Genomic DNA, 25477 nt, shown 5'->3' with positions numbered 1-25477 from the left:
ACACCCACCCCACCCCACCCGCCGAACTCACCTTTCGGCGGCTTCTGGAGCTCCGGTCGCCGCCGAAGGACGAGTTCGGCGGCCGGTCGTGTCAGGGGGTGGACGCCGTCCGGCCCGGGAGGCGGGAGGCCAGGAGCTCGGCGAGGTGCACACCCCGCACGTCCGCGAGCTGCTCGGCCTGCGTCCGGCAGGAGTAGCCGTCCGCCAGGTACACGTCACCCGGGGCCGCGGCGCGCAGCGCAGGCAGCAGCGCGTTCTCCGCGACGGCCACCGACACCTCGTAGTGGCCCTTCTCCATGCCGAAGTTGCCCGCCAGGCCGCAGCAGCCCGCGAGCGCGGAGAACGTCGCCCCCGCGTCGGTGAGCAGGCGACGGTCGGCCGTCCACGTCATGACGGAGTAGTGGTGGCAGTGCGGCTGGACGACGGCCGTGACGTCGGACAGGTCGGGGACCTGCCAGCGCTCGCCCGGGCCCACGGGTGCCGGCGCGGTCAGCAGCTCCGCGAGCGTGCGCGTCTCACGCTGCACCGCGACGGCCCGCGGGTCGTCCGGCAGCAGGTCGACGAGGTCGCTGCGCAGCACGGCCGTGCACGACGGCTCCAGCCCGACGATCGGGATGCCGTTGACCGCGAACGGTCCGAGGACCTCCAGCAGGTGCTCGAGCTGGTGGCGGGCGCCGTCGAGCTGGCCCGTGCTGATCCAGGTCAGGCCGCAGCAGGCGTCGTGGTCGGGCACCAGCACCTCGTAGCCCGCGTCGCGCAGCACCGCGACGGCCGCGTGCGCCACCGACGGGGCCAGCGTGTCGCTGAACGAGTCGGTCCACAGCAGCACGGGCGGGCGGGGTGCGGGGGCGCCGGCGTCGTCGGGCATCCCCGCCTCGTCGACCGCGTCGGCGGGCAGCGTCACGGTCGCGGCGTCCCGACGGCCGACGACGCGGACGTCGCCGGACCGCCGTCCCGCCTGCCGTGCCCACGCGCGGAACGGCACGGGCGCGAAGCTCACCATGCGACGACGGGTGTCCATCCCGCCGAGCGCCAGGACGGCCTTCGCGATCGGGCGCACGCCGAGCACCGCGTTCGCGAGCGACGCGAGCCCCGGCACCCCCGTGACGAGCCGGGCCCAGCGCGGCAACCAGCCCAGGGCGTAGTGGTTGACCGGCCGCAGCCGGCCCTTGTAGGTGCGGTGCAGCACCTCGGCCTTGTACTGCGCCATGTCGACGCCCGCGGGGCAGTCCGACGAGCACGCCTTGCAGCTCAGGCACAGGTCGAGGACCTCGTGCACCTCGGGCGAGGACCAGCCGCGGGACACGAGCGTGCCGTTCGCCATCTCCTGCAGCACGCGCGCGCGGCCCCGGGTGGAGTCCTTCTCGTCGTTGGTCGCCAGGTACGACGGGCACATGAAGCCGCCGGTCGCGGTGTTGTCGGCGCGGCACTTGCCGACGCCCACGCACCGGTGCACGGCCGTCGTCATGTCGCCGTCGTCGTGCGTGAACGCGAACCCGCCGGACCCGGCGAGCAGCGGCCGGGCCGCCGGACGCCGCAGGTCCGCGTCGAGCGGTCGGGGGCGCACCAGGACGCCGGGGTTCAGCAGGTCGCGCGGGTCGAACAGGTCCTTGACCGCGCCGAACAGCTCGATCGTGCGCGGCGAGTACATGACGGGCAGCAGCTCCGAGCGGGCGCGTCCGTCGCCGTGCTCGCCCGACAGCGAGCCGCCGTGCCGCGCCACGAGCACGGCGGCGTCCTCCATGAAGGCGCGCAGCGGGTCGCCGGACCGCGTCAGGGGGATGTCGAGGCGCAGGTGGACGCAGCCGTCACCGAAGTGCCCGTACGCCAGGCCGTCGACGCGGTGGTCGGCCATGAGCGCCTCGAGCTCGCGCAGGTACGCGCCGAGCCGCTCGGGCGGCACGGCGGAGTCCTCGAAGCCCGGCCACGCCTGCGCGCCGGACGGGGTCCGCCCGCCCAGACCGGCGCCGTCCTCGCGGATGCGCCACATCGCGGCCGCGTCCGGCCCCGGCGGGAAGATCCCGACGGCGTCGGTGCCCGCGTCGGCCGCGAGCGCGCGGGCCGTCGCCATCGCCTCGTCGAGGGTCGCGCCGCCGACCTCGCACATCATCCAGCCACCGCCGGGCGGCAGGTCGGGGACCGCGGCCGCGCCCTTGACGCGGCGCACCACGTCGACGAGCCGCGAGTCCATGCCCTCGATCGCCAGCGGGGCGTGCGCGAGCAGCGCGGGGACGGCGTCGGCGGCCGTGGGCATGTCCGGGTAGCCGAGCACGACGAGCACGGGCGCCGACGGCACGGGCACGAGGTTCACGGTCGCGCCCAGCAGGGTCACGAGCGTGCCCTCGGTGCCGACGAGCATCTTGGCCAGGTCGGTGCCGTTCTCGGGCGTCAGGTGCTCGAGGGAGTACCCGGACACCTGGCGGCGGAACCGGCCCAGCTCGGTGCGGACCACGTCGAGGTGGCTGCGCACCAGCGCGTCCAGGCCCGGGACGACGTCCAGCGCGCCCGCCCCGGCGCCGGCGGTGAACCGGCGTCCCGTGCCGTCGACGACGTCGAGCTCGACGACGTTGTCCGCCGTGCGCCCGAACGCCACGGCACGCGGCCCGCACGCGTTGTTGCCGATCATGCCGCCGAGGGTCGCGCGCGCCTGCGTCGACGGGTCGGGGCCGAACCGCAGGCCGTGCGGCGCGGCCGCCCGCTGCAGGTGGGACATGATGACGCCGGGCTCGACGCGGGCCGTGCGGGCCTCGGGGTCGATGTCCAGGACCCGGTTCACGTGCCGCGAGAAGTCCAGGACGATGCCCGTGCCGACCGCGTTGCCCGCCACCGACGTGCCGCCGCCCCGGGACGTCAGGGGCGTCCCGGTCTCGCGTGCCACGGACAGCGCCGCGAGCACGTCGTCGGTGTCCTGCGGGAACACGACGACCTGCGGGACCACGCGGTAGTTGGACGCATCGGTGGAGTACTCGGCCCGGCGCCGGGAGGAGTCGTCCACGCTCCCGCGCACGACGGCGCGCAGCGCGTGCGCGATGTCCCGGACGGCGGTCCCGCTCGTGTCGCTCGTCACTGCCACGATGGGCAGTCTCCCACCGACCACCCGGGACCCGCGCACGTGCCCACGTCCTCGACCCCGGGGCGTCGGGCGACCCACGTCACGGCCGGCCCGTCAGGGGGCAGCCGGCGCACGCGGGCGGGCGCGCGTCACGGGGCGGGCAGGTCCCGCACGGGGTGCGACCCAGTGCCGAGGACGACGTCTGGACGAGGCCGACGCGCGCCGCGTGGTCCAGGACCGTCTCGACGAGGCCCACGTCGACGCCCAGCTCGCGCGCGACCGTCGCCGGTCCCGCACCGCGCCCGGCCGCCGCGACGACGTCCGCCAGCAGGCTCACAGCCACACCCCCACCCGGAACACCGCCACGGCCAGCAGCCACGCGACCACCAGCTGGGCACCCACGCACCCGAGCGTCCAGCGCGCCCCGAACAGGCGCCACTGCTCCGCGACGGTCGCCAGGCACGGCGTGTAGGCGAGCACGAAGACCATGAACGCCGCCGCGGCCGCCGCGGCGTGACCACCGGACGAGACCTCGAACGTGGCGCGCAGCCGGTCCCCCAGGTCGCCCGACGCGGCCGGGTCGGCGGGCTCGTCGACCGCGTACGCCTGCGCGAGCGCGCCGACGACGACCTCCTTGGCGACGAATCCCGTCACGAGCGCCGCCGACGCGTGCCAGTCCCCGAACCCGGCGGGCGCCAGGACCGGCGCGACCGTCTGCGCGGCACGGCCGTACAGGGAGTCCGCGACCGGCACGTCTCCCACCGCGTGCCCACCGGCCACCGGCACCGCCAGCGCCACCCACACGACCGTGAGCGTGACGACGACGACCTGACCGGCCTTGGTGAGGAACGAGCGCACCCGCGCCCACGTCGACGCCGCGAGCGCACGCACCCGCGGCCGCTGGTAGGCCGGCAGTGCCAGCACGAGCGGCTCGCGGCGCAGGTCCCGGAACAGCGTCACGCGCAGCAGCAGGCCACCGAGCACGACGAGCGCGACGCTCGCGACGTACATGAGGAAGATCGCGGTGCCCGCCCGCTCGGGGAAGAACACCGACGCCAGCAGCACGTACACGGTCAGGCGTGCGGGGCACGACGTCCACGGCACGAGGAGCCCGACCAGGAGGCGCTGGCGCGCGTGCGGCAGCGTGCGGGTCGCGGCGAGCGCGGGCAGGTTGCAGCCGAAGCCGACGACGAACGGCAGCATCGCACGCCCGTCGAGGCCGATGGCCCGCATCGCGCGGTCGGCGACGAACGCCGCGCGCGCGAGGTAGCCGCAGTCCTCGAGCACGGCGACGGCCAGGAACATCAGCGCCATGAGCGGGACGAACGCCGCGACCGTGCCGACCCCGGCGAGCACACCGTCGACGAGCAGGCCCTCGAGCCAGGCCGGGGCGTGCACGGCACCGAGGGCGGACGTGAGCGCGTCGGCGAGCGCGCCGGTGACGACGCCGTCAACGGCCTCCATCAAAGGGGCGGCGGCCGCGGTCGCGAGCTGGAACAGCGCCCACACGACGGCGAGCAGGACCGGCACGCCCAGCAGCGGGTGCAGCAGGACGCGGTCGACGCGGTCCGACCACGTCCGCACGCCCGTGGGCGGGTGACCGCCCACCGACCGGACCACGGCGTCCACCCACGAGAACAGGGCATCGACGTCGTCGCCCGACGCGTCGCCCGGCTCCTCCGGCAGACGCAGCACGCCGCCCGCCGGACCCGCGGCGAGCGTCGTGACGACGGCGCGCGCGAGGTCGTCGGTGCCGCTCCCGCTGCGCGGGTGGACGGGCACGACCGGCACGCCGAGCCGGTCGGCGAGCGCGCCCGGGTCGATCTCGACGCCCCGCGTGCGTGCCACGTCGAGCATCGTCAGCGCGACCACGACCCGCAGGCCCTGCCGCGCGACCTGGCCCAGCAGGTACAGGGAGCGCGACAGCGCACCGGCCTCGACCAGGACCACCGCGAGGTCCGGACGCCCCAGCGCGCTCTCGCCGGCGACGACGTGGGCGCTGACCTGCTCGTCCGGGGTGCGCGCGAGCAGGCTGTACGCGCCCGGCAGGTCGACCAGCCGCAGCCGGCGGACCGCGTCCGCCGCGGGCATGGCACCAGGTCCGGCGGCGTGCCCGGCGGCGGGTCCGGGCCGCCACGTGCCGGCTTGCAGCTCGACGGTCGTCCCCGGCGCGTTGACGACGCGCTGCCGACCACCCGTGAGCGCGTTGAACAGCGTCGACTTGCCGACGTTGGGGTTGCCGACGAGCACGACGAGCGGCGCGTCGACCGTGGCCGTCGCGCCGCCGGCGGGCGTGCCGTGCGTCGGTGCGTCGTGGCAGCTCATGGCGTTCCGCCCGGCGAGCCCGTCGGGGACGTCGGACCGGCGGCGGGCGCCGCCGGGCCGACCACCGGGGCGACGCGGATGGACGCCGCGGTGCTCGCGTCGACCGCGAACCGGTCCGCGCCGACGCCCACCACGAGCCCGCCGAACGCGCCCCGCTGGGTGACCCGCAGCTCGCCGCCCGGCCGCACGCCCAGCTCCCGCAGCCGCACGCGCGGCCCCTCGTCGAGGTCGACGCTCAGCACGCGGGCGAAGGCGCCGGTCGGCACACTGCTCAGGTCCACGTGGCAAACCTAGACCGAAGGTAAGCCTTACCTCACGGGACCGAGGTCCCCGGCGACGAGCCGGTGGCTCGTGCTGCGGGCCGTCAGGACTCGAGCGCGGCGTCGAGCGTGATCTGCGTGCCCGTCAGGGCCTTGCTCACCGGGCAGCCGGCCTTCGCCGCCTCGGCCGCCTTCTGGAAGCCCGCGGCGTCCAGGCCCTCGACCTCGCCGCGCACCGTCAGCGCGATGCCGGTGATCCGGAAGCCACCCGCGGGGTCCGGGCCCAGGCTGACGTCGGCGGTCACGTCGAGCGCGACGGGCGTGCCGCCGGCCTCGGCGATGTCCGCCGAGAGCTGCATCGCGTAGCAGGACGAGTGCGCCGCGGCGATGAGCTCCTCGGGGCTCGTCGTCCCGCCGGCGTCGTCCGCCGCGCGCTTGGGGAAGGAGACGTCGTACGTGCCGACCTTCGAGCTGGTGAGCTCGACCTGGCCGCCGCCGTCCTGCAGCGTGCCGTTCCAGGCGGTCCGTGCGGTGCGCGTGGGCATGTCCACTCCTCGTACGTCGGTGGGCGGGCGCGGCCTGCGCCCACGTCCGACCCTAGGGGGCACGCCGTCAGCGTGCGCGCTCCAGGTGCGCCGCGACCACGTGCGGCGGGGCCCCGGCGGCCCGCAGCGCCCACGCGGCGCGTGCGTGCAGGGACCGCCGCTGGCCCTCGTCGAGAGCGGCGTACAGCGCGGTGCGCACGAGGTCGTGGCGGAACACGAGCCGGTCGCCGCGGGCGTGCACGACGCCTGCCGCCAGCCCGTGGCGCAGCGTGCGCCAGCACTCCGTGACCGGCTCGCCGGCGAGCGCGGCCAGGTCCCCGACGACGAACGACCCGCCGAGCACCGACGCCTGCGCGAGCATGGTCAGGACCTGCGGGCCGAGGTGCTGCACGTGCGCCCGCCCGACCTCGTCGAGCTCGTCGAGCCAGCCCGTGCCCACGGCCTCGACGACCCCGCCGCTGCGTTCGAGCACCCCGCACGCCTCAGCCGTGCGCATGACGTCGACGACGAGCCGCGGGTTGCCGCCGGTGGTCGCCAGGACGCCGCGCAGCGCCGGGCCGACCCGGGCGTTCAGCAGCCGTTGCGCGAGCTCGACGGTGGCCGCCGGCCCCAGCGGCCGCAGCTCGAGGTAGCGGGCGCCGGCACGCGTCCACCCGGCGACGACGACGTCGAGCTCCGCGCGGTGCGGCACGCCGCGCATCGTCATCACGGTCAGGGCCCGCGGGAGCGCACCCTCACCCGCGAGGGCCGCGAGCAGGTGCAGGGTGCAGGTGTCCGCGAGATGCACGTCCTCGAGCACCAGGACCCACGGCCCCTGCTCACCACGGCGACGCACGAGCGCTGCGAACAGCTCGTCGGCCCGGGCGAACCGCGCGGGTGCGTCGGCACGCTCGGGCGGCAGCACCTCGAGGAGCGCCGCGAGCTCGGCGACGACGGGGCCGGCGTCGTCGCGTCCGCGTGCGGGACCGAGGAGGGCGTCGGTGAGCAACGCGTAGGGCGCCGCCCCCGGCCCGACGGCCCGGCCCAGGCGGACCTCGACGCCGAGGAGCTCGGCGGTGCCCTGCAGCGCCTCGACGAGCCGCGTGCGTCCCACACCTGCCTCGCCCTCCAGCAGGACGGTCGCGCCGCCCCCCGTGGCGACGGACGAGAGGAGCTCGTCGAGGTCGTCGAGCTCCGCCCCGCGTCCGACGAGGGGGCGCGCCGGTGACGTCGGCTCGGTCATGCAGCCGATCGTATGACTCAGCCGACGTACTCCCAGTGCCACGGCTCCGGCTTGCTGCCGCCGGCCTGCGCCCAGCCGGGCAGCGTCCACTGGTACGCGGGGGCGTTCTCGCGCATCCACTGGTGCTGCGCGCTGCCGAAGGTCTGCACGCCGCCGGCGAGGTCGACCGCCACGCCCATGCCGTGGTTCGACGTGCCGGGTGTCGCGCAGAGCCTGCCCTTGGCGGCGCGGCACGCGACCTGGCCGCCGTACGAGCGGTAGGAGTCGGTGACCGCCAGCGGCGTCCCGAACCGTGCGGCGTACGCGGCACCGAGAGCCTCGAGCGCCTCGGCCGCGTCGCAGCGCAGCTGCGCACCGGCGGCGAACGACAGGCCGCACAGGGCCTCGGCGGGCACCTTGCCGTTCTGGTACCCCTGCAGGGACGCCTTCCACGCGGCGCGCCGGGCCGCCTGCTCGGCGGCGACGCGCTCGGCCTCGGCCGCGGCGGCCTGCTCGGCCACCTGCTGGGCCACCCGTGCCGCCTCCGCCTCGGCGCGCTTCTGCTCGGTCGTGGTGAGCACGACCTGCGCGGCCTCGCGGACGCGGTCGAGAGCCTCCCGCAGCGGCGCCGTCGCGGGATCGGTGACGTCGGGGAGCGTCGACCCGGTCAGCACGTCGGCGTCGGACGCCGCCTCGGCAGGCTCCTCCGGCGCGTCGGGGGCGGGCGTCTCGGGCTCGACGGTGGCCGCGTCGGGGGTGAGCGTGCTCGGCGTCTCGGCGTCATCAGTCGTGACGTCCGCGTCGGAGCGCTCGGCGTTGCGGGAGACGGAGCGCTCGCGGGGGACGACCGGCTCGACGTCGGCCTCCGCGATCGCCGCCTGGAGCTCGGCCGTGGCGGCGTCGAGCTCGGCGAGGGCGTCGTCCGGCACGGCGGCCTGCGTGGCCTCGGCCCGGACGCGCGAGACCTCGTCGACGGCGGCCATCGCGTCGTCGACCGCCTCGGCGCGCGACAGCGCCGCCAGGCCCGTCGGGGGGGCGTCGGCGGAGGCCCGCGCCAGGGTGCCCCCGGCGACGACGGATGTGGGGGCGCGCTCGTCCGCCTGGGCGGTCACGACGACGGCGCCCGTGCTCAGCACGAGCCCGAGCGCGACACCCCCCTGGGCGATGCGCCGGGGGACGCGGACGAGACTCAGGGCGCGGGGCATGGACGCCGACGCGGGGGCCGGGGCGGCGTGCCTGCCGCCCGAGCGCCGACGCAGACCGAACTTTCTGTCACTCACGCGAAACACGTTAAGTGTCTCGGACGGACGTCCAGACCACTTGAGGCCTCGAGCGCGCGAAGATGTTGTGCACATCCTGTTACCCAGCCGTCACACAATCGCGTCCCGAGTCGCCTACCCTTGGCCCGTGCCTGCAGACGACGTGCGGCCCGACCCGGTCGGCACCGTCCCCTCGACCCCCGCTCCCCCCACCGGCCTCGACGACCTCTACGACATCGCGCGGCTCGCGCGGCGCCTCGACGTCGAGCACGCCACGATCCGCGTCTGGCTCTCCCGCAAGGTGGCGTGGCTCCCGCAGCCCGACGGGCGGCTCAACGGTGGCGCCGTGTGGCGCGCGTCGACCCTCGAGGGCATCGAGGCCCGCCGGTTCCGGGGTCGACCCGGCCGCAAGCCGCGGTTCACGGCAGCGCCGGCCGCGGCGGACGTCCCACGGACGGGGTCGATCCCGATCGTCACCGCCCGCGTCATCGCCGAGCGCACCGGGGCCGCCGAGGCGACGCCACGCACGTCCGTCCCCACCCCGCCGCACGGCGTGGAGACGCTCGTCCCACGCTGACCACGGACCGCCCCACGGCCCCCGCCGCTGAACCGGGCGAAGCGTGCGAGGCGGATTTTGTGGAGATGACGTGACGAATCGGCTACTGGTCAGTAGCGTGCACCCCGTGCCCGGGCTGTGACAGCAGCCACACCCGGGTATGACGTCCCGGGGGTCCGCCGTCGTGACGCCTGCCCGCACCACTTCGTCCGACCCCCGGGATGAGACCGCATGCCACGTCGTCCGATCTCCGCGCTGACAGCCGTTTCCGTCGTCCTCGCCGGTGCCCTGCTGGGCGCACCCGCAGCCACGGCGGCGCCACCACCCGACGACCTGTCCGGCCTCGCCGTCGCGGGTGACGTCACGATCGACCGGGTCGAGGGCGTCGGCGACGCGCTCGCCGAGGCCGACGGGCACGTCACCGCCTTCGTCGAGCTGACCACCCCGTCCGGCGTCGAGGTCGCCGCCGACGGCGGGAGCCCCGCGCAGGTGCGCGCAGCGGCCGCCGTCACCCAGGCCACGGCCGAGGACGTCGTCCCGGCCGAGGCGTCGCCGAGCACCGTGCAGGCCGCGACCAGCGAGCCGCAGCGGCTCGCGACGACGACCAACCTCGTGTCCGGTGCCCTCGTGCTCGGAGACGCCGCGCAGGTGCGCGCGCTCGCCGACGACCCCGACGTGCGCTCCGTGCGCCTGGTCGCCGAGCGCACCCTCGACAACGCCGCGCAGGTCGAGTTCACGAAGGCCCTCGCGACGTGGCAGAGCACCGGGGTCCTGGGGACCGACGTCACCGTCGGCATCATCGACACCGGCATCGACTACACGCACGCCGACTTCGGCGGCCCCGGCACGGTCGAGGCGTACGAGGCCGCGTACGGCGCGGACGGCACCGGCCCGGTCCCGGCCGACGCGTTCGACCCCACCAAGTACCTCGGCGGCTACGACTTCGCCGGGCGGGACTACGACGCGGGCGGCGAGGCCGCGCAGCGCGTCCCCGCGCCCGACCAGAACCCCATCGACGTGCACGGGCACGGCACGCACGTCGCCGGCACCGCGGCCGGGTACGGCATCACCCCGGACGGCGAGACCTTCGACGGCGACTACACCGCGCTCGCGTCCGTGCTCGACTGGCCCGTCGGGCCCGGTACGGCCCCCGAGGCCGGGCTGTACGCCCTCAAGGTCTTCGGTGACGTCGCCGGCTCGACCGACCTCACGTCGCTCGCGCTGGACTGGGCGGCCGACCCGAACGGCGACGGCGCGTACGACGACCGGATCGACGTGCTCAACCTCTCCCTCGGGGCGGCCGGCGCACCCGCCGACGACCCCGAGTCGGCGCAGGTGGCCGAGCTCACCGCGCTCGGCACGACCGTCGTGCTGTCCGCCGGCAACGAGGGCGACGTCGAGGACATCGGCGGTTCGCCCGGCAACGGCGCCGCAGGCCTGACGGTCGCGTGGTCGGTCGGCAAGGACCTGGCGTTCGACGCGATGGAGGTCGTCGAGGCGTCCGACACCGGCCTCGTCGGGCAGCACGCCGGTCAGAACTCCGTCAGCTACGCCGGCGAGGACGTCACGGCCCCGGTCGCGTACGTCGGTGCGCGGTTCGACGGGTGCACCGCGTTCACGGCCGAGCAGGCCGCAGCCGTCGCCGGCAAGATCGCCTACCTGTGGTGGGACGACGACGACGCGACCCGCGCGTGCGGCTCGGGCCTGCGCTTCAACAACGCGACGGCCGCCGGTGCGGTCGGCGTGCTCCTGCCGACCGAGCTCCCGGTCTTCGCCGCCGGCATCGCCGGCAACACGGCCATCCCGGGCTTCCAGATGACGGCGGCCACCACCGACGCGCTGCTGCCCGAGATCGAGGCCGGCACGCTCGTCGCGCGCATCGACCCCGGGCTGGCCCTCAGCACGCGGCAGGACGTCGCGGCGGACACGCTCAGCCCGTCGTCGTCCCGTGGCGCGCACGGCTCCCTCGGCTGGGGCAAGCCCGACGTGGCGGCACCGGGACAGCAGATCGTGTCCGCGAACGTCGGCACGGGTACCGGAGCCTCGTCGAGCAACGGCACCTCCATGGCGTCGCCGCACGTCGCCGGCATCGCCGCCCTCGTCCGCGAGGCGCACCCGGGCTGGACGGCCGCGCAGATCAAGGCCGCCATCATCAACACCGCGACGCACGACGTCGCCACCGAGCCCGGTGGTGACCTGTTCTACGGACCGGCACGCGTCGGCTCGGGGCGGGTCGACGCGCTCGCAGCGGTCACCAACGAGACGCTGCTCTACAACGCCGAGCAGCCGCAGCAGACGTCCGTGAGCTTCGGCGTCGTGCCGCTCGCCGACAAGCCCGTGACGATCCGCAAGGCCGTCACCGTGCAGAACCTCGGCTCGACCGCCCGCACCTACAGCACGCAGGTCACGTCGAGCACGACGTCCGGCGACGCGACCATCACGGCGGCGCCCGCGAGCCTGCGGGTGCCCGCGGGCGGTACCGGCATCGTCACGCTGACGTTCACGGCCGACCCGGCCACCGTCGCCCGTGACATCGACCCGACGCAGCAGGAGGAGCAGATCTCCGGCACGCTGCGCGAGTACGTGTCCCAGGTGTCCGGCCGGCTCGTCCTCACGTCGGGCGACACCCAGTGGCGCCTGCCGGTGCAGGGCACGCCCCGGCCCACGACCGACATCGAGGCCGCGGACGTCACGTTCCCCGACCCGGCCGCCGGCACCGCCGAGCTCGTCTTCAGCGGGCGCGACACCCCGGCCTCCGGCTGGTACGGCCTGGCCAGCCCGCTGGTGCACGGCGCGGACTCCCCGCGCCTGGAGGCGTTGCCGGCGAACGCCCAGACGTCGCGCTCGACGATCGCGGCCGGTGACATCCGGCACGCCGGGTGGGCGTCGACCGCGCCCGCGGTCGCCGCGGCCGGCGGCGACCCCGCCGTCGACGGCTACCTCGGGGTCGGCATCGCGACCGACGCCGACTGGGCGGTCCTCGGGCACGCGCTGACGCCATGGGTCCTGCTCGACACCGACGGCGACGGCGAGACCGACGTCGTCTCGATCGCGAGCAAGCTCGTCGACACCGACTACTCGGTCGTGGAGACCTACGACTGGGAGACGGGCGACCTGATCACCGGGCCCGAGCTGCTCTACCCCTACGCGGGCGAGATCGAGATGGGCGCGTTCGACAACAGCACGGTCGTCGTCCCCGTCCCGCTCTCGGCGCTGGGCATCGAGCCGGGCACCACGGTGGGCGTCACCGCGCAGATGCGCAGCACGTACGCGTTCCCGGCCGACGGCATCGTGGACGAGGTCGAGTTCACGGTCGACCCCTACAACCCGCCGCTGTGGTTCGAGCAGAACCTCAACGCCGACTTCGTGTCGCAGGCGTTCGACGGTGCCACCGTCGAGGTGCACGGCGGCCCGGGCGCCGCGGACGCGGACATCCTCGTGCTGCACCACCTCAACGCCACGGGCGACCGCGCCCAGGTCGTCGGGGTGGACGTGCCCGAGGCCATCGGGACGACCACGACGCTCGACGTCGAGTCGGCCGGGACCGCCGGCGAGGAGACGCTGCTCCAGATGTCGGTCACGCCGGCGGAGGCCACCGGGACGTTCACGCTGTTCGACGGCGACACGGAGCTCGGCACCACCGAGGTCGTCGACGGCGCGGGCGTCTGGAGCACCACGACGCTGGGTGCCGGCACGCACCGGCTCCGCGCGCAGTACACGCCGGACACCCCGCGGTACGCACCGTCGACGTCCGACGTGGTCGAGACGGTGATCGCGGCGTCGACGTCGACCACGACGCTGCGCGTCACACCGGCAGTCGTCCGGTACGGGCAGCCGGCGACGGCGACCGTCACGGTGAAGGGGAAGAGCTGGGCGCCCTCGGGGACCGTGACGATCCGCGAGCGCGGCAAGGTGCTCGCGACCGCCGAGGTGACGGTCGACGGGCTCACGGGCACCGCGTCCGTCGAGCTGCCGCGCACCCTGGCGACCGGCACCCGTCGGCTCGTGGCGGTGTTCGAGGGCACCACCGACGTCGCACGGTCGGAGGGCACCGCTCAGGTGCGGGTCGTCCCGGGTCAGTCGCAGGTGACGCTCGAGACCCCGACGTGGACCGTGCCGCGGGGCAGCACGCCCACCGTCACCGTCCGCGTGGGCGGCGGCGAGGGCGCACCGGCAGCCACCGGTCGCGTCACCGTGCTGCTCGGCCTGCGGCCCGTGGGCACCTTCCGGTTGGTCGACGGCGCGGCCACCGTGAAGCTGCCGGCCATCCGGACGTCGGGCGTCGTCACGGCGCTCTACGCGGGTGACGGCGGGTACCTGCCGACCGGGACGGCGCACGTCATCCGCATCGGCTGACGTCACCCGTCCCGCGTCGAGCGGGCGTCGCCCGGAGGTCCGTCCGGGCGACGCCCGCTCCGACATGTCAAGGACACGTGCCCGAGCGCCGATGGTGCCGCATGGGACTGGACCGACGGACGCCGCAAGGGAGCGGATCCGTGCTGCCCACACCCCACGGACCGACCGACGGGCCGGTGCCCGCGGAGGCGCAGGACGACGCCGTGGCCGAGGGCAGCACGCCGGACGAGGTGGCGCTCCTGCGCGTCGTCGAGCACCTCGCGGACGTGCCGGACGGCGACCTGGAGCCGGGCGAGCCCGAGCAGGAGGGCGACGCGGACGACGCGGACCAGGACGACGCGGACGAGGACGAGCCGGCCACGGACGACGAGGACGAGGACGAGCCGGCGCAGGACGAGCCGGCCACGGACGACGCGGCAGCGAGCGAGCCAGCCCTGGACGAGCCGGCCACGGACGAGCCGGCAGCGGATGACACCGACGAGCCGGACGCCGACGCAGCCCTCGACGAGGACGCCGACGACGAGGTCACCGACGACGACGCCCCCGACGACGACGCCCCCGAGGTCACCGACGACACCCGGCCGCCGTCCGAGGACGCCGACGCCCGGGACGCGACGGCCGCGATCCCCACCACACCGCCCGCCGCGCCACCCGCGTACGAGCCCGGTCCCGTCGCGGCTGCCCTCTCGGACACCCGCCACCGCATCGACGAGCTCAACCCCGCCGAGCGCCTCTTCCTGGGTCAGCAGCGGGCCCTGGTCACCGGGCTGTGCCCCGGCCCCTGCGACGCAGCGGCCGTCAGCGCGCTCTTCGACCGCGTCCACGCGCAGTGGACGCAGGCGGACGACCGGCCCGACGTGCGCCCCCTGGCGGACGTCTTCGGCGTCGCCCTCGGCGATCTCGTGTGCGCGGAGGTCGACGACCTCGGCTGGGCCACGTGCTCCGACCGCTACGGCACCGAGATCGTCCTCGCCCGGGAGGACCCGGAGGTCCTGGTGTACCCGATCGCGGCCGTCGCCCAGGCATGGGACGACGCCACCCCCGGGTGGTTCCTCCGGCACCTCGAGACGGTCGTCCACGGCATCGCGCGGGGACCCGGCGCGGCCGACGACTGACGCCCTGCGACCCACGGGCCCCGGCCGCCTCACCGTCCCCCCGGAGGCAGCCGGGGCCCGTGCACGTCGGCGGGACGTGGCGCGGACGCCGCGCGTCGGCTCACCCCGGACCCGGAACGTGCCGATACTGGTCCCGTGACGACGTTCGACGACACCGGCATGTTCGACCTGGACGAGCAGTTCCCGGGCGAGCCGGCCCCTCCGCGTCGCGGGCGGGGGGCCGTCGTGCTCGTCGTCGCCGCGGCCCTGGTCGTCGCGGGCGTGGTGTGGCTGCTCGCGGTCCGCGACTCCGAGGGGGCAGCGGCCGACCAGATGACCGTCGATCTCCTGACGCGTCAGGGGGAGCCGACCGACGAGGTGGCCGAGTCGGTCGTCGACGAGACGGGCATCGACCCGACGAGCGCGCGCTTCGCGGTGCGTACCGAGGCCGGCCAGCACTTCGCGGCGCTGCGGTGGGACGGCGACCTGTGCCTCGTCGCCGTGCCCGACGGTGACGTCCCCCGGGTCGCGTGCGTCGCGCCCTCGACGAAGGCGGTCGTCACGCTGTCCGGCGCGGACGGCGCCCGCGTCCGTCTGGGCGCGGACGAGGCCCCCGCACCCGACACGGACGACGGCTGGCGCGCCGCGGGGTCGAACGTGTGGGTGCTCGACGCGCCTGCCGCCGGCTGAGCGGCCTGCGGGTCAGCCTCACCCGTCGGCGGCGTCGGTGAGCACGTCGACGATCCGCCGGACGCTCGAGGACAGGCCCCAGCGCTCCGCCAGGGCGACGAGCGCGTCGGGGTCCGCCGGCACGGTGGGCAGCCGGTCGTCCACGTCCGTGACCGGGGCGTCGGGCGCGACGGTGACGACCCGGGGCGCGACCGCCAGGTAGTCGGCCGCCTCGGTCAGGCGGGTGCGCTGCGTGGCGGTCAGTCCCTTGTCACCCGCGTCGCGCGCCGCCAGGACGCCCTCGAGCGAGCCGTACCGTCGCAGCAGTGCCGCCGCGGTCTTCTCCCCGATGCCCGGCACGCCGGGCAGGCCGTCGCTCGGGTCCCCGCGCAGGACCGCCATGTCGGCGTACGCGCGCCCGGTGGGTACCGCGTAGCGCTCCACGAGGACGCCCTGGTCGACGACCAGCATCTCCTTCACCCCCTTGACGGGGTACAGGACGCGCACCGGCACGTCGTCGTCGACCAGCTGGAACAGGTCCCGGTCGCCGGTCACGACGTCGACGGCAGCGCGCGTACCCGCCGGACGCGCAGCCTCCCGCGCGACCAGCGTGCCGATGACGTCGTCCGCCTCGTACCCCGGCGCTCCCACGCGCGCGATGCCGAGGGCGGCGAGCACCTCGACGATGACCGGCACCTGCGCGCTCAGCGCGTCGGGGACCTCCTCCTCGCCTGTCGTGCCGGGGACCTCACGCGCGACCCGGTGAGCCTTGTACGACGGCACGGCCTCGACGCGGAACGCAGGACGCCAGTCCTCGTCCCAGCACGCGACGAGGCGCGTGGGGTGCCGGTCGGCGACGAGCCGGGCGATCATCTCGAGCAGCCCGCGCACCGCGTTGACGGGTGTGCCGTCGGGCGCGCGCACGGACTCCGGCACCCCGAAGAACGCCCGGAAGTACAGGGACGCGGAGTCGAGCAGCAGCAGACGCCCGGCGGGGCCGGCGGTGGCGGTCATGGGGGCACGCTACCGACATCCGCCCACACGGGTCCCGCAGGTGCGTCCGTGACGTGCGAAGCCGGGTGGCGCCCTCCAGCACCACCCGGCCACGCCTGTGCGCGAGCCCCTGCGACTCGCTGTCCTGTGCAACCCGGACGTCAGGCCGGGTCGAGGTCGAGCTGGTCCTCCACCACGGCGATCACGCTCCACGTGCCGCCGTCCGCGTCCGTGAGCTCCCACGCCGGCACGAGCAGGGTGGCGCCCGTGGGCGTCGTCAGCAGCGTGACGCCGAGACGCGCGCCCGTGATCGTGACGTCCTGCACGGGCCACGCGACCGGGTCCCCGGGTGCCGGGACGGGCGGCACCGTCGGCTCGTCGACTGGCTGCTCCTCCATCGTCACGGCGTCGTCGGCGGCGGCGCCGGCGGCCCTCGCCAGCGGCATCATGCCGCCGTACGACGCCCCGAACCGCGGGTCGTTGAGCCGCTCGACCGCCTCGTCCGCGCTGATGTGGTCGTACGTGCCGAGCTCGACGAGGGTCGCGAGGGGGCCCGACACGGACTGCACCCCGGTGCCCGCAAGCTGCACGGACCAGCCGAGGCCGGTCTGCGTGCCGTCGACCACTTGGGCGCCCGTGACGCTCACGAGCCCCGGCACCCCGGTGTCGTCGGCGACCGTGAGCTCGTACCCCGCGGTGTCGACGCCCAGGCGACCCATCAGGTCGCGCGCCTTCGCGACGGCGGCGTCCCCCGTGGGGGTGGAGGACGGGTCGCAGACGCTGGGATCCGCAGGTGCAGGCTCCCCGGGCGCGTCGGGGGCGGGCACCGGCTCCACGGCGACGTCCGGCTCGATCGTGCCCTGGTCGGCCGCCCCCGTGCCGCTCGTGCACACCGACGGGTCCCACGCCCGGTCGTAGAACCACATGCTCGCCTGCCCGTCGACGCCGACCTGCACGGTGGCGGACAGGCCGTCGTTGGTCCCGACGACCCACTGACCCCACTCCTGGCGCGGCTCACCGGGCACGCCGAGCACCTCGGCGACACGCGCCGCCGTCCCGGCCGTCGCCGCGGACGTCGCGTCGAACGCCCACGCCCGGCCGGAGCCGGCCGCCCCGTCGAGCCCGCTGCCGCTGAACACCGTGCGGCCACCGAACCACCCCGGTGCCACCATGCTGCGCGAGTCGGCCGCCGCCATCTCCTGCCCGGCACCGGGACCCGTGCCGTCCGCACCCTGCAGGGCGATGGGCGGCGCGGCCGGGTCCTGGGTACCCGAGGCGCCGACGGCGTAACCACCGCCGCCGACGAGCGCGACCCCGGCCGCGACCGCGGCGACCTGGAGCCACCGTGCGGCCGGTCGGCGCCGCGCTCGCGCCGCGGCGAGCTCGTCGTCGACCGGCTCGGCCACCGGCGTGCCCGCCGCGAGAGGTGCGCCCGTCGCGTCGGCGAGCCGCGCGCGCAGCCGGGCGCCGTCGGGGACGGCACCGGCAGCCGGGTCGGCGGCACGCACGCGGGCCACGGCAGCGTCGCTCGCCGCGTCGTCGGTCGTGCGCCCGTCGGTCGTGCGCCCGTCGGTCGTGCGCCCGTCGGTCGTGCGCCCGTCGGTCGTGCCGTCGACGGGCGTGCCGTCGTGGGGGTCGCGCGTCTCGTCCATGAGGTCCTCCTGGGGGCGTTCGGGCCCGATCTGTCTCTGCCCCCTCTGTGTGCCGAGCGGGCCGCGTCTTGCAGCTGGCCGCGACGCCGCACCGCGGGACACGCGTGACGGGTGCGTCAGGGGGTGACGCCCACCTCGTCGAACGCCGCGCGCAGCCGCGACCGTGCGCGGGACAGCGCCGCGTCCGCACCTCCCCGTCCGACACCGAGCGCCGCCGCGAGCGCGTCGCCCGCCAGGCCCTCCCACGCGTGCAGCAGCAGGACCTCCCGGTCGCGGGCCGACATCCCGGCCAGCACGGTCCGCACCGTGTCGTCGCGGACCGCCCGCAGCGCCGGGTCGTCGCCGTCGACCCGCTCCGGCACCTCCGCGACCAGCACGGGTCGGCTCTTGCGGCGGTGGTTCGCCACGACGTAGGCCGCGGTCCGGTACAGCCACGGCAGCTCGGCGCCCTCCGGGACGTCCCCGCGGCGGCGCCACGCGACGGTCAGGACGTCGGCCGTGAGGTCCTCGACGTCCGACGGTCCGACCCGGCGTACGACGTACCGGTGCACCGCGGTCGCGTGGTCGTCCACGAGACGCTCGAACCACACCGCGTCGCGCGGCCCGGCGGGCGGACCGGCAGGTGGACCGTCGCCGACCGGCCCGTCCTCGGGTACGCCCGCGGCTGCTCGGTCGTCGGTGTCGTGCTCAGGGTGCGCGGGCACTGCGGCTCCCGGGTCGGCGGACGGACGGGCAGGCAGAGCGGTGCGGGCACCGCCCTCATCCCCTGGTGTCGCGGGCATGGCGAATCTTGCACGCCCCCGCGCACCGGTTCGTCCTGCACGTCAGTGCATCGTCACCGCGTTCTCACCGCGCCGTCGCGACGCCGCGCCGTCAGGCCCTCAGAGCCCGTCCGCGACGATCGCGGTGGCGCGCAACCACGCGTCACGCGTCGCCGGCCGCAGCTGCGCGTGGTCGATCGGGCCGCCCGTCACGAGCGCCTTGTCGTGCGGCACCTCGACGACGGCTCGCGTCAGCGCACCGAAGTGCGAGCGCAGCCGGTGCCGCAGGTCCTTGTCGACCTTCGGCTCGGGGAAGGACAGGATCGTGACGGCCTGCCGCACCAGCTCGTCCTGGCCGGTGGCCCGCAGCGCGTCGAGCGCCCACGCCGCCGACTGGGCGGTGTCCTCGCGCAGCGTCGAGACGACCACGAGCTGGTCGGCCGACTGCACCGCGGCCTGCCAGTTCGAGGCACGCATGTTGTTGCCCGTGTCGACGACGAGCACCCGGTAGAACTGCGTGAGCACGTCGTGCAGCGCGCGGTACGACGCCGCGTCGACGCTCTCGATCGACGCCGCGTTCTCGTCGGACGCGAGCACGTCGAACTGCTCGTCCTGCTGCGTGCGGACGTAGGAGTCCAGGTCGCCGATGCGCAGCGTGCCGCGCTGCGTGAGGTCCGGCAGCGCGTGCAGCAGGTCGACGGCGGTGCGCTGGTGGTCGGCGTGCGAGGAGCGCCAGCCGAGCGTCCCGCGCGTCTCGTTGTTGTCCCAGGCGAGCGTGTAGCCCCCGCGCGCCAGGCCGAAGGTCGAGGCCAGCAGCATCGTCGCGGTCGTCTTGTGGGCACCACCCTTGGGGTTGACCACGACGACCGTGCGCGGACCGTCGAACGTGCGGCGGATCGCGCCCACCTGGGAGCGGCGCGCGCGCTCGGCGGCACCGGGCTGCGGCTTGACCGCGCCGAGCGTCAGGCGACGCACGGTGCGCTGCCAACCGTGCTCCGCGGGGCCCTCGTGGGCGGGGTGGCGGGCCGCCAGCAGGTCGTCGAGCGTCGGCAACGAGCCGGTGTCGGCACGACGCTCGGCCCGGGTCTCGCCCCGCGCCGCGCCGCGGGACTCGGCCGTGGGCGCCGCGGCGACGGGCTCGGGCGCGACGGGCTGCTCCCCCGACGGCACCGGGTCCGCGTCCACGTGCGACGGAACCGCGGGCGGCGCGCCGTGAGGAACCGCGGGCGTGGCGCCGGTGGGAACCGCGGGCGTCGCGCCGGTGGGGACCGCGGGCGTCGCGCCGGTAGGCACGACGGGCGTCGGGGCGGAGAGCGGGTCGGGCTGCGACCACGCCGGGTCGACGACCGGCACGGGCGCGCTCAACGCCGCCAGGTCGGTCTCGTCGGCCTCGTCGACACGACCGTCGGGGTGGATGAGCAGCGCCCACAGACCGTCGGGGTCACGCACCTCGACCGGCAGCGGGCGTCCGGCCTCCGCCGCGAGGGCGGCGATCCGACCCGTGATAGCCGCACCCGCCTCCGCGAGGTCGGCCATCGCGATGCTCTCGCGGACCCCGTCGACGCTGATCTCGCCGGTTCCGTCCTCGCGGACCTCGGCGGAGATCTGCGGCAGGTGGACCGGCCGGTCCGGCCCCTGCGGCGCGGCAGCGACCGCTCCGGTCGTCGGTGCGGTCGACCCGACCGCCGTCGCCTCGACCGCACCGGTCGAGGTACTCGGCTCCATCGCCACGTTGCCGCTCTTGCGCGTCATCTCTGCTCCCTACGTCCTGCCCGGCACGCGACCACCGTCACCGGCACCCCGCAGGCGCGAGCACGCCACATCCCGGACGAACGTATCGCCAGTCCAGCATGCGCGCACAACGGACGTGAGCGGCGGCGTGCCGCAAGCACCTGCAGCTCAGCCCCCAAAGGCCGTCACTCGTCGGTGTCGACCTCGAACCACACGGTCGTGCCGGCGTCCGGCGACTGCGCCGAGCCCCACGCGGTCGACAGCGCGTCGACGAGCGCCATGCCGCGTCCGCTGGCCGCGGTCGGCTCAGGGTGGCGCACCTGCGGGACACCGCCACCGCGGTCGGTGACGGCGACGCGGACGACGGGCCCGTCCACGCGCACCGCCACCCGGACCGGCTCCCCGGCCGGGCCGTGCACGACGGCGTTGGACACCAGCTCACCCGCGAGCAGCTCGATGACCTGGTTGGACGTGCCTCCGACGCCCGCGTCGGCGACCGCGCGCATCACCCAGTGCCGCGCCTGGCGAGGTGCACTGCGCTCGGCGGTCAGGACCACCTCGTCGTCGAGCAGGGGCGGGGGTGTGCCACGGCGGCTGCGAAGGTCACGGACTTCTCCCACGGTCACCAGGGTGCCTGACGCGCGCCGGTCCTGCCGACCGGACCACGACCCGGACACCCGACCTGGACGCGCCACCTGCGACACCTAGGGGGTGCGGACCGGCGGGATCCAGCCCTGGGGCGGCATGCAGATCCACAGGATCGCGTAGATGACGAACGGGCTCCCCGGCAGGACGAGCAGCAGGAGCAGCACGAGGCGCACGATCCAGGTGTCGATCCCGAGCCTCGCCGCCACGCCCGCGCACACCCCGGCCAGCCAGCGCCCGGTCTGCGGCCGTGACAGCCCTGCACGTGCGAACGTCTCGCGTACCGAGTCCATCCGTCCTCCTTGCTCGTCGTTGGGACGATTGTGGCCGTCGGCCGACGCACCCGCCTCCGGGGTGGCCCCCCATCCGTCCCTGATCCGACCCCGAGGTCCGCACGTGGTCTGCTCGCCCGCGCTCCCGGGGCGACGACGGCGGGAAGCGGGTGTCGGCGCTCGGCCCTACGGTGTGAGCCATGGCACAGACCCCCGCGGTGGAGCTGGACGTGCGCGGCCGGACCGTGCGCGTCAGCAGCCCGGACCGCGTCGTGTTCCCGGAGCGCGGGCTGACCAAGCTCGACGTGGTGCGGTACTTCCTCGACGTCGGTGACGGCATCCTCGGTGCGCTGCTGCACCGGCCGACCACCCTCGAGCGCTGGCCGAAGGGCGTGTTCGAGGGCGCGCGGATGGCGACGCGGCAGGACTCGTCGGGGGACGCGTTCTACCAGAAGCGCGTGCCGCAGGGCGCCCCGGGGTACGTGGAGACGTCGAGGATCGCGTTCCCGTCGGGGCGGACGGCCGACGAGGTCGCCCCGACCGAGGTCGCGGTGGTCGTGTGGGCGGCGAACCTGGGCACGCTGACGTTCCACCCGTGGCCCGTGGTCCGCGACGACGTCGAGAACCCCGACCAGGTGCGCATCGACCTCGACCCGCAGCCCGGTACCGACTTCGCCGACGCCGCCCGCGTCGCCCCGCACGTGCGCGAGCTGCTCGCCGAGCACGGCCTGGACGGCTTCCCCAAGACGTCGGGCGGGCGCGGCCTGCACGTCTTCGTCCCGATCGTGCCGGAGTGGTCGTTCACCGACGCCCGCCGGGCCACCATCGCGTTCGGCCGCGAGCTGGAGCGGCGGCTGCCCGACGACGTCACGATGAAGTGGTGGAAGGAGGAGCGCGGGTCGAAGATCTTCGTCGACTACAACCAGATGGCCCGGGACCGCACCATCGCGTCGGCGTACTCCATCCGCTCCAACCCGCGCGCGACCGTGTCCGCACCGCTGACCTGGGACGAGGTGCCGGACGTGCATCCCGACGACTTCGACGTCCTGACGATGCCCGAGCGTTTCGCCACGGTCGGTGACCTCTACGCGCCGCTCGTCGCCCACACCACGCCCCGCTACCGGATCGACTCGCTCCTGGAGCTCGCCGAGCGCCAGGAACGCGACGAGGGCCACGGCGACCTGCCGTACCCGCCGGAGTACCCGAAGATGCCCGGTGAGCCCAAGCGGGTGCAGCCGAGCAAGGACCGCGACCGCCCGCGCTGAGGCGCCCGGGCGCCGCGGCGGCGGAACGGAGGTACGCCCCCGACTCCCGGACATCACACCGCGGAGGGCTCAAGACGCGGGTCGTCCGCGCCGATGAGCCAGGAATGGACAGTCTCTCGCCCGCGCTCGCGGCGAGGTCCGCCGTACCCGCAGCCGCCCCCGCGTTCGCGCGTCCGCTGACACCCGGTGAGTCCGCTCACCTCGACCGGTTGCGGGAGTGGCTGCGCGGGGACGGCACCGACGCGAGCGTCGCCGCCGCCCTCGACGCCCGGTGGGAGCGCCTCCTCGAGACGCACCCCCCGGAGGTCCCCGCACCCGCCGGCGTGGCCGCCGCGATCGGCATCGCCGTCGGCGACCTGCTCGTCGCCTCCGTCGCCGACGCGGTCTGGCAGATGTGCCCCGGACCCGACGGCGCGACCCCCGGCGTGCTGCTGGTCGACCGCCCGCACATGCCGGTCCTGCCGGTGCTCGACGCGCACGCGCGCTGGCGCGTGCGCTCGTCGGCATGGGTCGTCGACTACGTGCAGCGGGCCGCCGCGCACCTGCTGCAGGGCCGGCCGGCCGTGCCGACGCCCCACCGGTCCCCCGACGCGGTCGCCGTCCCCGCGGTGGCGCTCCCGGAGCGGACGGCCGAGCCGACGCACGCGGCAGCCTCGTCGTCCGAGCCCGCAGCCTGGACCCCCAGGTTCGTCGGGGACCCCGCACCCGCACCCGAGCCCGAGCCCGAGCCCGAGCCCGAGCCCGCAGCCTGGACCCCCACCTTCGTCGAGGAGCCCACACCCGAAGCCGCAGCCTGGGCACCGACCTTCGTCGAGGACACCGCACCCGAGCCCGAGCCCGCAGCCTGGACCCCCACGCTCGTCGAGGACACCGCACCCGAGCCCGCAGCCGAGCCCGCAGCCTGGACCCCCACCCTCGTCGAGGAGACGGCGGGCATCGCTGCCACCCCGGAGCCGTACGCCGCCCCGTGGGAGCCGACACCGGAGACGACGGCGTTCCCCACGCCGGGACGTGGCATGCCGGTGACCACGCAGGAGCCGTTGACCCCCGAGGACCTGCCGCACCGCCCCTCGGAGCGGGTGCAGGACCTCGCGCTGCGCGCGCTGGAGCTCGCGCTGGACCGCGCCGTGAGCGACGCCGCCGGCTGCGCACCGTTCGTGCTGGTGCGTGAGCAGCACGACGTCGAGGTGCTCGAGTTCCCGAACACCGACGCGGGCGTCGCCCAGGCGCGTGACGCTGCGCGGGCTGGTGGGTACACCGCAGCCGCGGTCGCGTGGACCAGCCCTGCCGACGCCTCCCGCCCGTACCCGCGGGTCGTGGTCGACGCGTCCTCCGCCGGGCGTCCCGGCATCCGCGTCGCGCACTCGTTCCTGCACGACGAGCGGGGCGGTCACGAGGTCGGTGGGCCGCAGGTCGTGGGTCAGTCCGCACCCGTCCTGTAGGCGGTGCCGGCGGCACGTCTGCACGCGGTGGCCGAGGCGTTCGCCGAGCTGCGGATCGCCGAGGCGCTCGCGTACGTCGGCGGCTGACGGGCGCCCGCGCCGTCAGGACGTCGGTCCGTCAGCGCGCGTCCTGGATGCCGCGCTCGACCCTCTGCTTGCCGTTGCGCACCTCGGCGCCGGCCATGATCGCGACGATGCGGACGTCGAGCACGGGTCCCCCGCCCACGGGCAGCTCGGCCTTGTTCTCCCAGCCGCCGAGCAGCGGCAGGCCCGTGGTGCGGACCTCCCACGTGCGCGGCACCTTGATGTCGACGCCGCCCCAGAACGTGAAGACGTCGATGCGGGCCGACCCCTGGATGTCGGCATCGCGCAGGTCGAGCTCGATGCCGCCCATGATCGCGGTGAGGCTCGCGGAACGGAACTGCTGCGTGCGGGTGCGCCGCTCCGTGCCCCACCAGAACGCGATCGCCGTGACGTGGTCCTCCCGCTCGTTGCGCGCGGCAGCCCCGAAGGTGATGCCGAGCCCGATGAGGATGACCGCGACCGGCCACAGGTATTCCCACAGGCTCACGTCGAGCACGTCGAGCCGGTCGAGCAGCAGCACGACACCGGAGGCCGTGATCACCGCGGGCCCGAACCACGCACGCGGCACCAGCAGCAGCGACGTCACGCCTACGAGCACGACGAGCAGCGGCCACAAGGTGGCGGCGACGGTCCCCAGGTCGACCTCGACGACGCCGGTGCGCTCGAGCAGCAGGACCACCCCGGCGAGAACGACGAGCACCCCCACCAGCACCTGACCGTACGAGCGCCGAGACTCCATGCGATCAACCTAGCGGGGTACCCGACGGGTCCTCAGCAGGCGCACGGGCCGGCTACGACACCGTCGCCGTGGCGGGGTGGTCGAGGCAGGACGTCACCGTCCGTACGCACTGCGGGCACGGCTCGCAGTCCTCGCTGCCCTCGACCTTGTCGAACCAGGCGAGGTTCCGCCCTGCCGGGCAGTCGTCGTCCTCGTGGTAGACGTGCGCCGCGGTGCTGCGCGCGGAGTGGTACGGACGAACCCGCATGTCGGCCTCCTTGCCGAGACGCCATGCCCCGCCATTGGGGCCGTCATCGCAGGTTAGGAGTACCGCGGGGCCCGGACCAGGGACCTCGGTCCGTGGACGTCGGTGCGGGTGAGGCCTCGTCGGGCGACCTCGCGGGCGTCGGCGAGGTCGCCGGGGTGGGATCGGCGTCGTCGCACGCGGAACGCACCTGCCACGGGGACATGACGAAGGCCCCGCACCCGCGTTTCCGCTGGTGACGGGGCCTTCGTGGACGAGCCGCCTTGGGGAATCGAACCCCAGACCTTCTCATTACGAGTGAGACGCTCTGCCGACTGAGCTAAGGCGGCATC

21 protein-coding genes and 1 tRNA gene are annotated in these 25477 nt (G+C 75.4%); 6 read left to right on the top strand and 16 right to left on the bottom strand.

Going from position 1 to position 25477, the window contains the following annotated elements; translation table 11 throughout:
- Positions 1–91: 91 nt before the first annotated feature.
- From NP048_RS03335 to NP048_RS03305, 7 genes are all read right to left on the bottom strand, one after another.
- Positions 92–3073 (bottom strand): FAD-binding and (Fe-S)-binding domain-containing protein, encoded by a 2982-nt coding sequence (locus tag NP048_RS03335; RefSeq protein ID WP_227578072.1) that lies wholly within the window; start codon positions 3071–3073, stop codon positions 92–94.
- Between the two features lie 79 nt (positions 3074–3152).
- A complete protein-coding gene (locus NP048_RS03330) occupies positions 3153–3389 on the bottom strand; it encodes a hypothetical protein (RefSeq protein ID WP_227578071.1) in 237 nt (78 codons plus the stop codon).
- The gene (gene feoB, locus NP048_RS03325) at positions 3386–5377 is read right to left on the bottom strand and encodes a ferrous iron transporter B (protein ID WP_227578070.1); all 1992 of its coding nucleotides are present in this window, start codon (positions 5375–5377) and stop codon (positions 3386–3388) included. Before feoB ends, NP048_RS03330 begins: the two co-directional genes overlap by 4 nt.
- On the bottom strand, positions 5374–5658 hold the full coding sequence (locus NP048_RS03320; RefSeq protein WP_227578069.1) for a FeoA family protein: 285 nt from the start codon (positions 5656–5658) through the stop codon (positions 5374–5376). Before NP048_RS03320 ends, feoB begins: the two co-directional genes overlap by 4 nt.
- An 83-nt stretch (positions 5659–5741) precedes the next feature.
- The gene (locus NP048_RS03315; RefSeq protein WP_227578068.1) at positions 5742–6182 is read right to left on the bottom strand and encodes an OsmC family peroxiredoxin; all 441 of its coding nucleotides are present in this window, start codon (positions 6180–6182) and stop codon (positions 5742–5744) included.
- 67 nt (positions 6183–6249) lie between these two features.
- A complete protein-coding gene (locus NP048_RS03310; protein ID WP_227578067.1) occupies positions 6250–7404 on the bottom strand; it encodes an AAA family ATPase in 1155 nt (384 codons plus the stop codon).
- A 17-nt stretch (positions 7405–7421) separates the two neighbouring features.
- Complete coding sequence (locus NP048_RS03305; RefSeq protein ID WP_227578066.1) at positions 7422–8663, bottom strand: D-alanyl-D-alanine carboxypeptidase family protein; 1242 nt, start codon at positions 8661–8663, stop codon at positions 7422–7424.
- A 127-nt stretch (positions 8664–8790) separates the two neighbouring features.
- Here NP048_RS03305 and NP048_RS03300 point away from each other — a divergent pair, with 127 nt between their 5' ends.
- The 4 genes from NP048_RS03300 to NP048_RS03285 all read left to right on the top strand — a co-directional run bounded on the left by NP048_RS03300 (position 8791) and on the right by NP048_RS03285 (position 15338).
- The gene (locus NP048_RS03300) at positions 8791–9219 is read left to right on the top strand and encodes a hypothetical protein (RefSeq protein WP_227578065.1); all 429 of its coding nucleotides are present in this window, start codon (positions 8791–8793) and stop codon (positions 9217–9219) included.
- Positions 9220–9429: 210 nt separating this feature from the next.
- Positions 9430–13554, top strand: a complete 4125-nt coding sequence (locus NP048_RS03295) for a S8 family serine peptidase (protein WP_227578064.1) — start codon at positions 9430–9432, stop codon at positions 13552–13554.
- A gap of 140 nt (positions 13555–13694) precedes the next feature.
- Entirely contained in the window at positions 13695–14669 is a 975-nt protein-coding gene (locus tag NP048_RS03290) for a DUF3806 domain-containing protein (RefSeq protein ID WP_227578063.1), read from the top strand.
- Between the two features lie 135 nt (positions 14670–14804).
- Positions 14805–15338: a hypothetical protein gene (locus NP048_RS03285; protein WP_227578062.1), complete on the top strand. Its 534-nt coding sequence runs from the start codon at positions 14805–14807 to the stop codon at positions 15336–15338.
- 18 nt (positions 15339–15356) lie between these two features.
- Here the strand turns inward: NP048_RS03285 and NP048_RS03280 are convergent, their stop codons facing one another.
- From NP048_RS03280 to NP048_RS03255, 6 genes are all read right to left on the bottom strand, one after another.
- Complete coding sequence (locus tag NP048_RS03280; protein ID WP_227578061.1) at positions 15357–16331, bottom strand: 5'-3' exonuclease; 975 nt, start codon at positions 16329–16331, stop codon at positions 15357–15359.
- Positions 16332–16471: 140 nt separating this feature from the next.
- The gene (locus tag NP048_RS03275) at positions 16472–17962 is read right to left on the bottom strand and encodes a hypothetical protein (RefSeq protein ID WP_227578060.1); all 1491 of its coding nucleotides are present in this window, start codon (positions 17960–17962) and stop codon (positions 16472–16474) included.
- 116 nt (positions 17963–18078) lie between these two features.
- Positions 18079–18666, bottom strand: a complete 588-nt coding sequence (locus NP048_RS03270; protein ID WP_308054113.1) for an RNA polymerase sigma factor — start codon at positions 18664–18666, stop codon at positions 18079–18081.
- Positions 18667–18843: 177 nt separating this feature from the next.
- Entirely contained in the window at positions 18844–20475 is a 1632-nt protein-coding gene (locus NP048_RS03265; RefSeq protein WP_227578059.1) for a chromosome partitioning protein, read from the bottom strand.
- Between the two features lie 164 nt (positions 20476–20639).
- Positions 20640–21074 (bottom strand): ATP-binding protein, encoded by a 435-nt coding sequence (locus NP048_RS03260; protein WP_227578058.1) that lies wholly within the window; start codon positions 21072–21074, stop codon positions 20640–20642.
- An 84-nt stretch (positions 21075–21158) separates the two neighbouring features.
- Positions 21159–21392 (bottom strand): PspC domain-containing protein, encoded by a 234-nt coding sequence (locus NP048_RS03255; protein ID WP_227578057.1) that lies wholly within the window; start codon positions 21390–21392, stop codon positions 21159–21161.
- A 179-nt stretch (positions 21393–21571) separates the two neighbouring features.
- Between NP048_RS03255 and ligD the strand changes: the two genes are divergently transcribed.
- The gene (ligD, locus tag NP048_RS03250) at positions 21572–22636 is read left to right on the top strand and encodes a non-homologous end-joining DNA ligase (RefSeq protein WP_227578056.1); all 1065 of its coding nucleotides are present in this window, start codon (positions 21572–21574) and stop codon (positions 22634–22636) included.
- A 104-nt stretch (positions 22637–22740) separates the two neighbouring features.
- Positions 22741–24078 (top strand): hypothetical protein, encoded by a 1338-nt coding sequence (locus NP048_RS03245; RefSeq protein WP_227578055.1) that lies wholly within the window; start codon positions 22741–22743, stop codon positions 24076–24078.
- Between the two features lie 118 nt (positions 24079–24196).
- On the opposite strand, the gene NP048_RS03240 is transcribed toward NP048_RS03245, so the two are convergent.
- The 3 genes from NP048_RS03240 to NP048_RS03230 form a co-directional block, all read right to left on the bottom strand.
- The gene (locus tag NP048_RS03240; RefSeq protein ID WP_227578054.1) at positions 24197–24901 is read right to left on the bottom strand and encodes a LiaI-LiaF-like domain-containing protein; all 705 of its coding nucleotides are present in this window, start codon (positions 24899–24901) and stop codon (positions 24197–24199) included.
- 52 nt (positions 24902–24953) lie between these two features.
- On the bottom strand, positions 24954–25148 hold the full coding sequence (locus NP048_RS03235) for a hypothetical protein (protein WP_227578053.1): 195 nt from the start codon (positions 25146–25148) through the stop codon (positions 24954–24956).
- A gap of 253 nt (positions 25149–25401) precedes the next feature.
- A tRNA-Thr gene (locus tag NP048_RS03230) sits at positions 25402–25474 on the bottom strand.
- Positions 25475–25477: the final 3 nt, after the last annotated feature.

The organism is Cellulomonas xiejunii (assembly GCF_024508315.1).
Lineage (GTDB): Bacteria > Actinomycetota > Actinomycetes > Actinomycetales > Cellulomonadaceae > Cellulomonas > Cellulomonas xiejunii.
Note: the sequence above shows the minus strand (reverse complement) of the source record. Positions and strands in the feature narration are given on the sequence as shown.

Excerpts from the sequence above, each read along its gene's own strand:
- NP048_RS03280 (WP_227578061.1), bottom strand. The coding sequence starts at position 16,331 with ATGACCGCCACCGCCGGCCCCGCCGGGCGTCTGCTGCTGCTCGACTCC.
- NP048_RS03275 (WP_227578060.1), bottom strand. The coding sequence starts at position 17,962 with ATGGACGAGACGCGCGACCCCCACGACGGCACGCCCGTCGACGGCACG.
- NP048_RS03235 (WP_227578053.1), bottom strand. The coding sequence starts at position 25,148 with ATGCGGGTTCGTCCGTACCACTCCGCGCGCAGCACCGCGGCGCACGTC.
- ligD (WP_227578056.1), top strand. The coding sequence starts at position 21,572 with ATGGCACAGACCCCCGCGGTGGAGCTGGACGTGCGCGGCCGGACCGTG.
- NP048_RS03265 (WP_227578059.1), bottom strand. The coding sequence starts at position 20,475 with ATGACGCGCAAGAGCGGCAACGTGGCGATGGAGCCGAGTACCTCGACC.
- NP048_RS03255 (WP_227578057.1), bottom strand. The coding sequence starts at position 21,392 with ATGGACTCGGTACGCGAGACGTTCGCACGTGCAGGGCTGTCACGGCCG.
- NP048_RS03310 (WP_227578067.1), bottom strand. The coding sequence starts at position 7,404 with ATGACCGAGCCGACGTCACCGGCGCGCCCCCTCGTCGGACGCGGGGCG.
- NP048_RS03245 (WP_227578055.1), top strand. The coding sequence starts at position 22,741 with ATGGACAGTCTCTCGCCCGCGCTCGCGGCGAGGTCCGCCGTACCCGCA.
- feoB (WP_227578070.1), bottom strand. The coding sequence starts at position 5,377 with ATGAGCTGCCACGACGCACCGACGCACGGCACGCCCGCCGGCGGCGCG.
- NP048_RS03315 (WP_227578068.1), bottom strand. The coding sequence starts at position 6,182 with ATGCCCACGCGCACCGCACGGACCGCCTGGAACGGCACGCTGCAGGAC.
- NP048_RS03240 (WP_227578054.1), bottom strand. The coding sequence starts at position 24,901 with ATGGAGTCTCGGCGCTCGTACGGTCAGGTGCTGGTGGGGGTGCTCGTC.
- NP048_RS03295 (WP_227578064.1), top strand. The coding sequence starts at position 9,430 with ATGCCACGTCGTCCGATCTCCGCGCTGACAGCCGTTTCCGTCGTCCTC.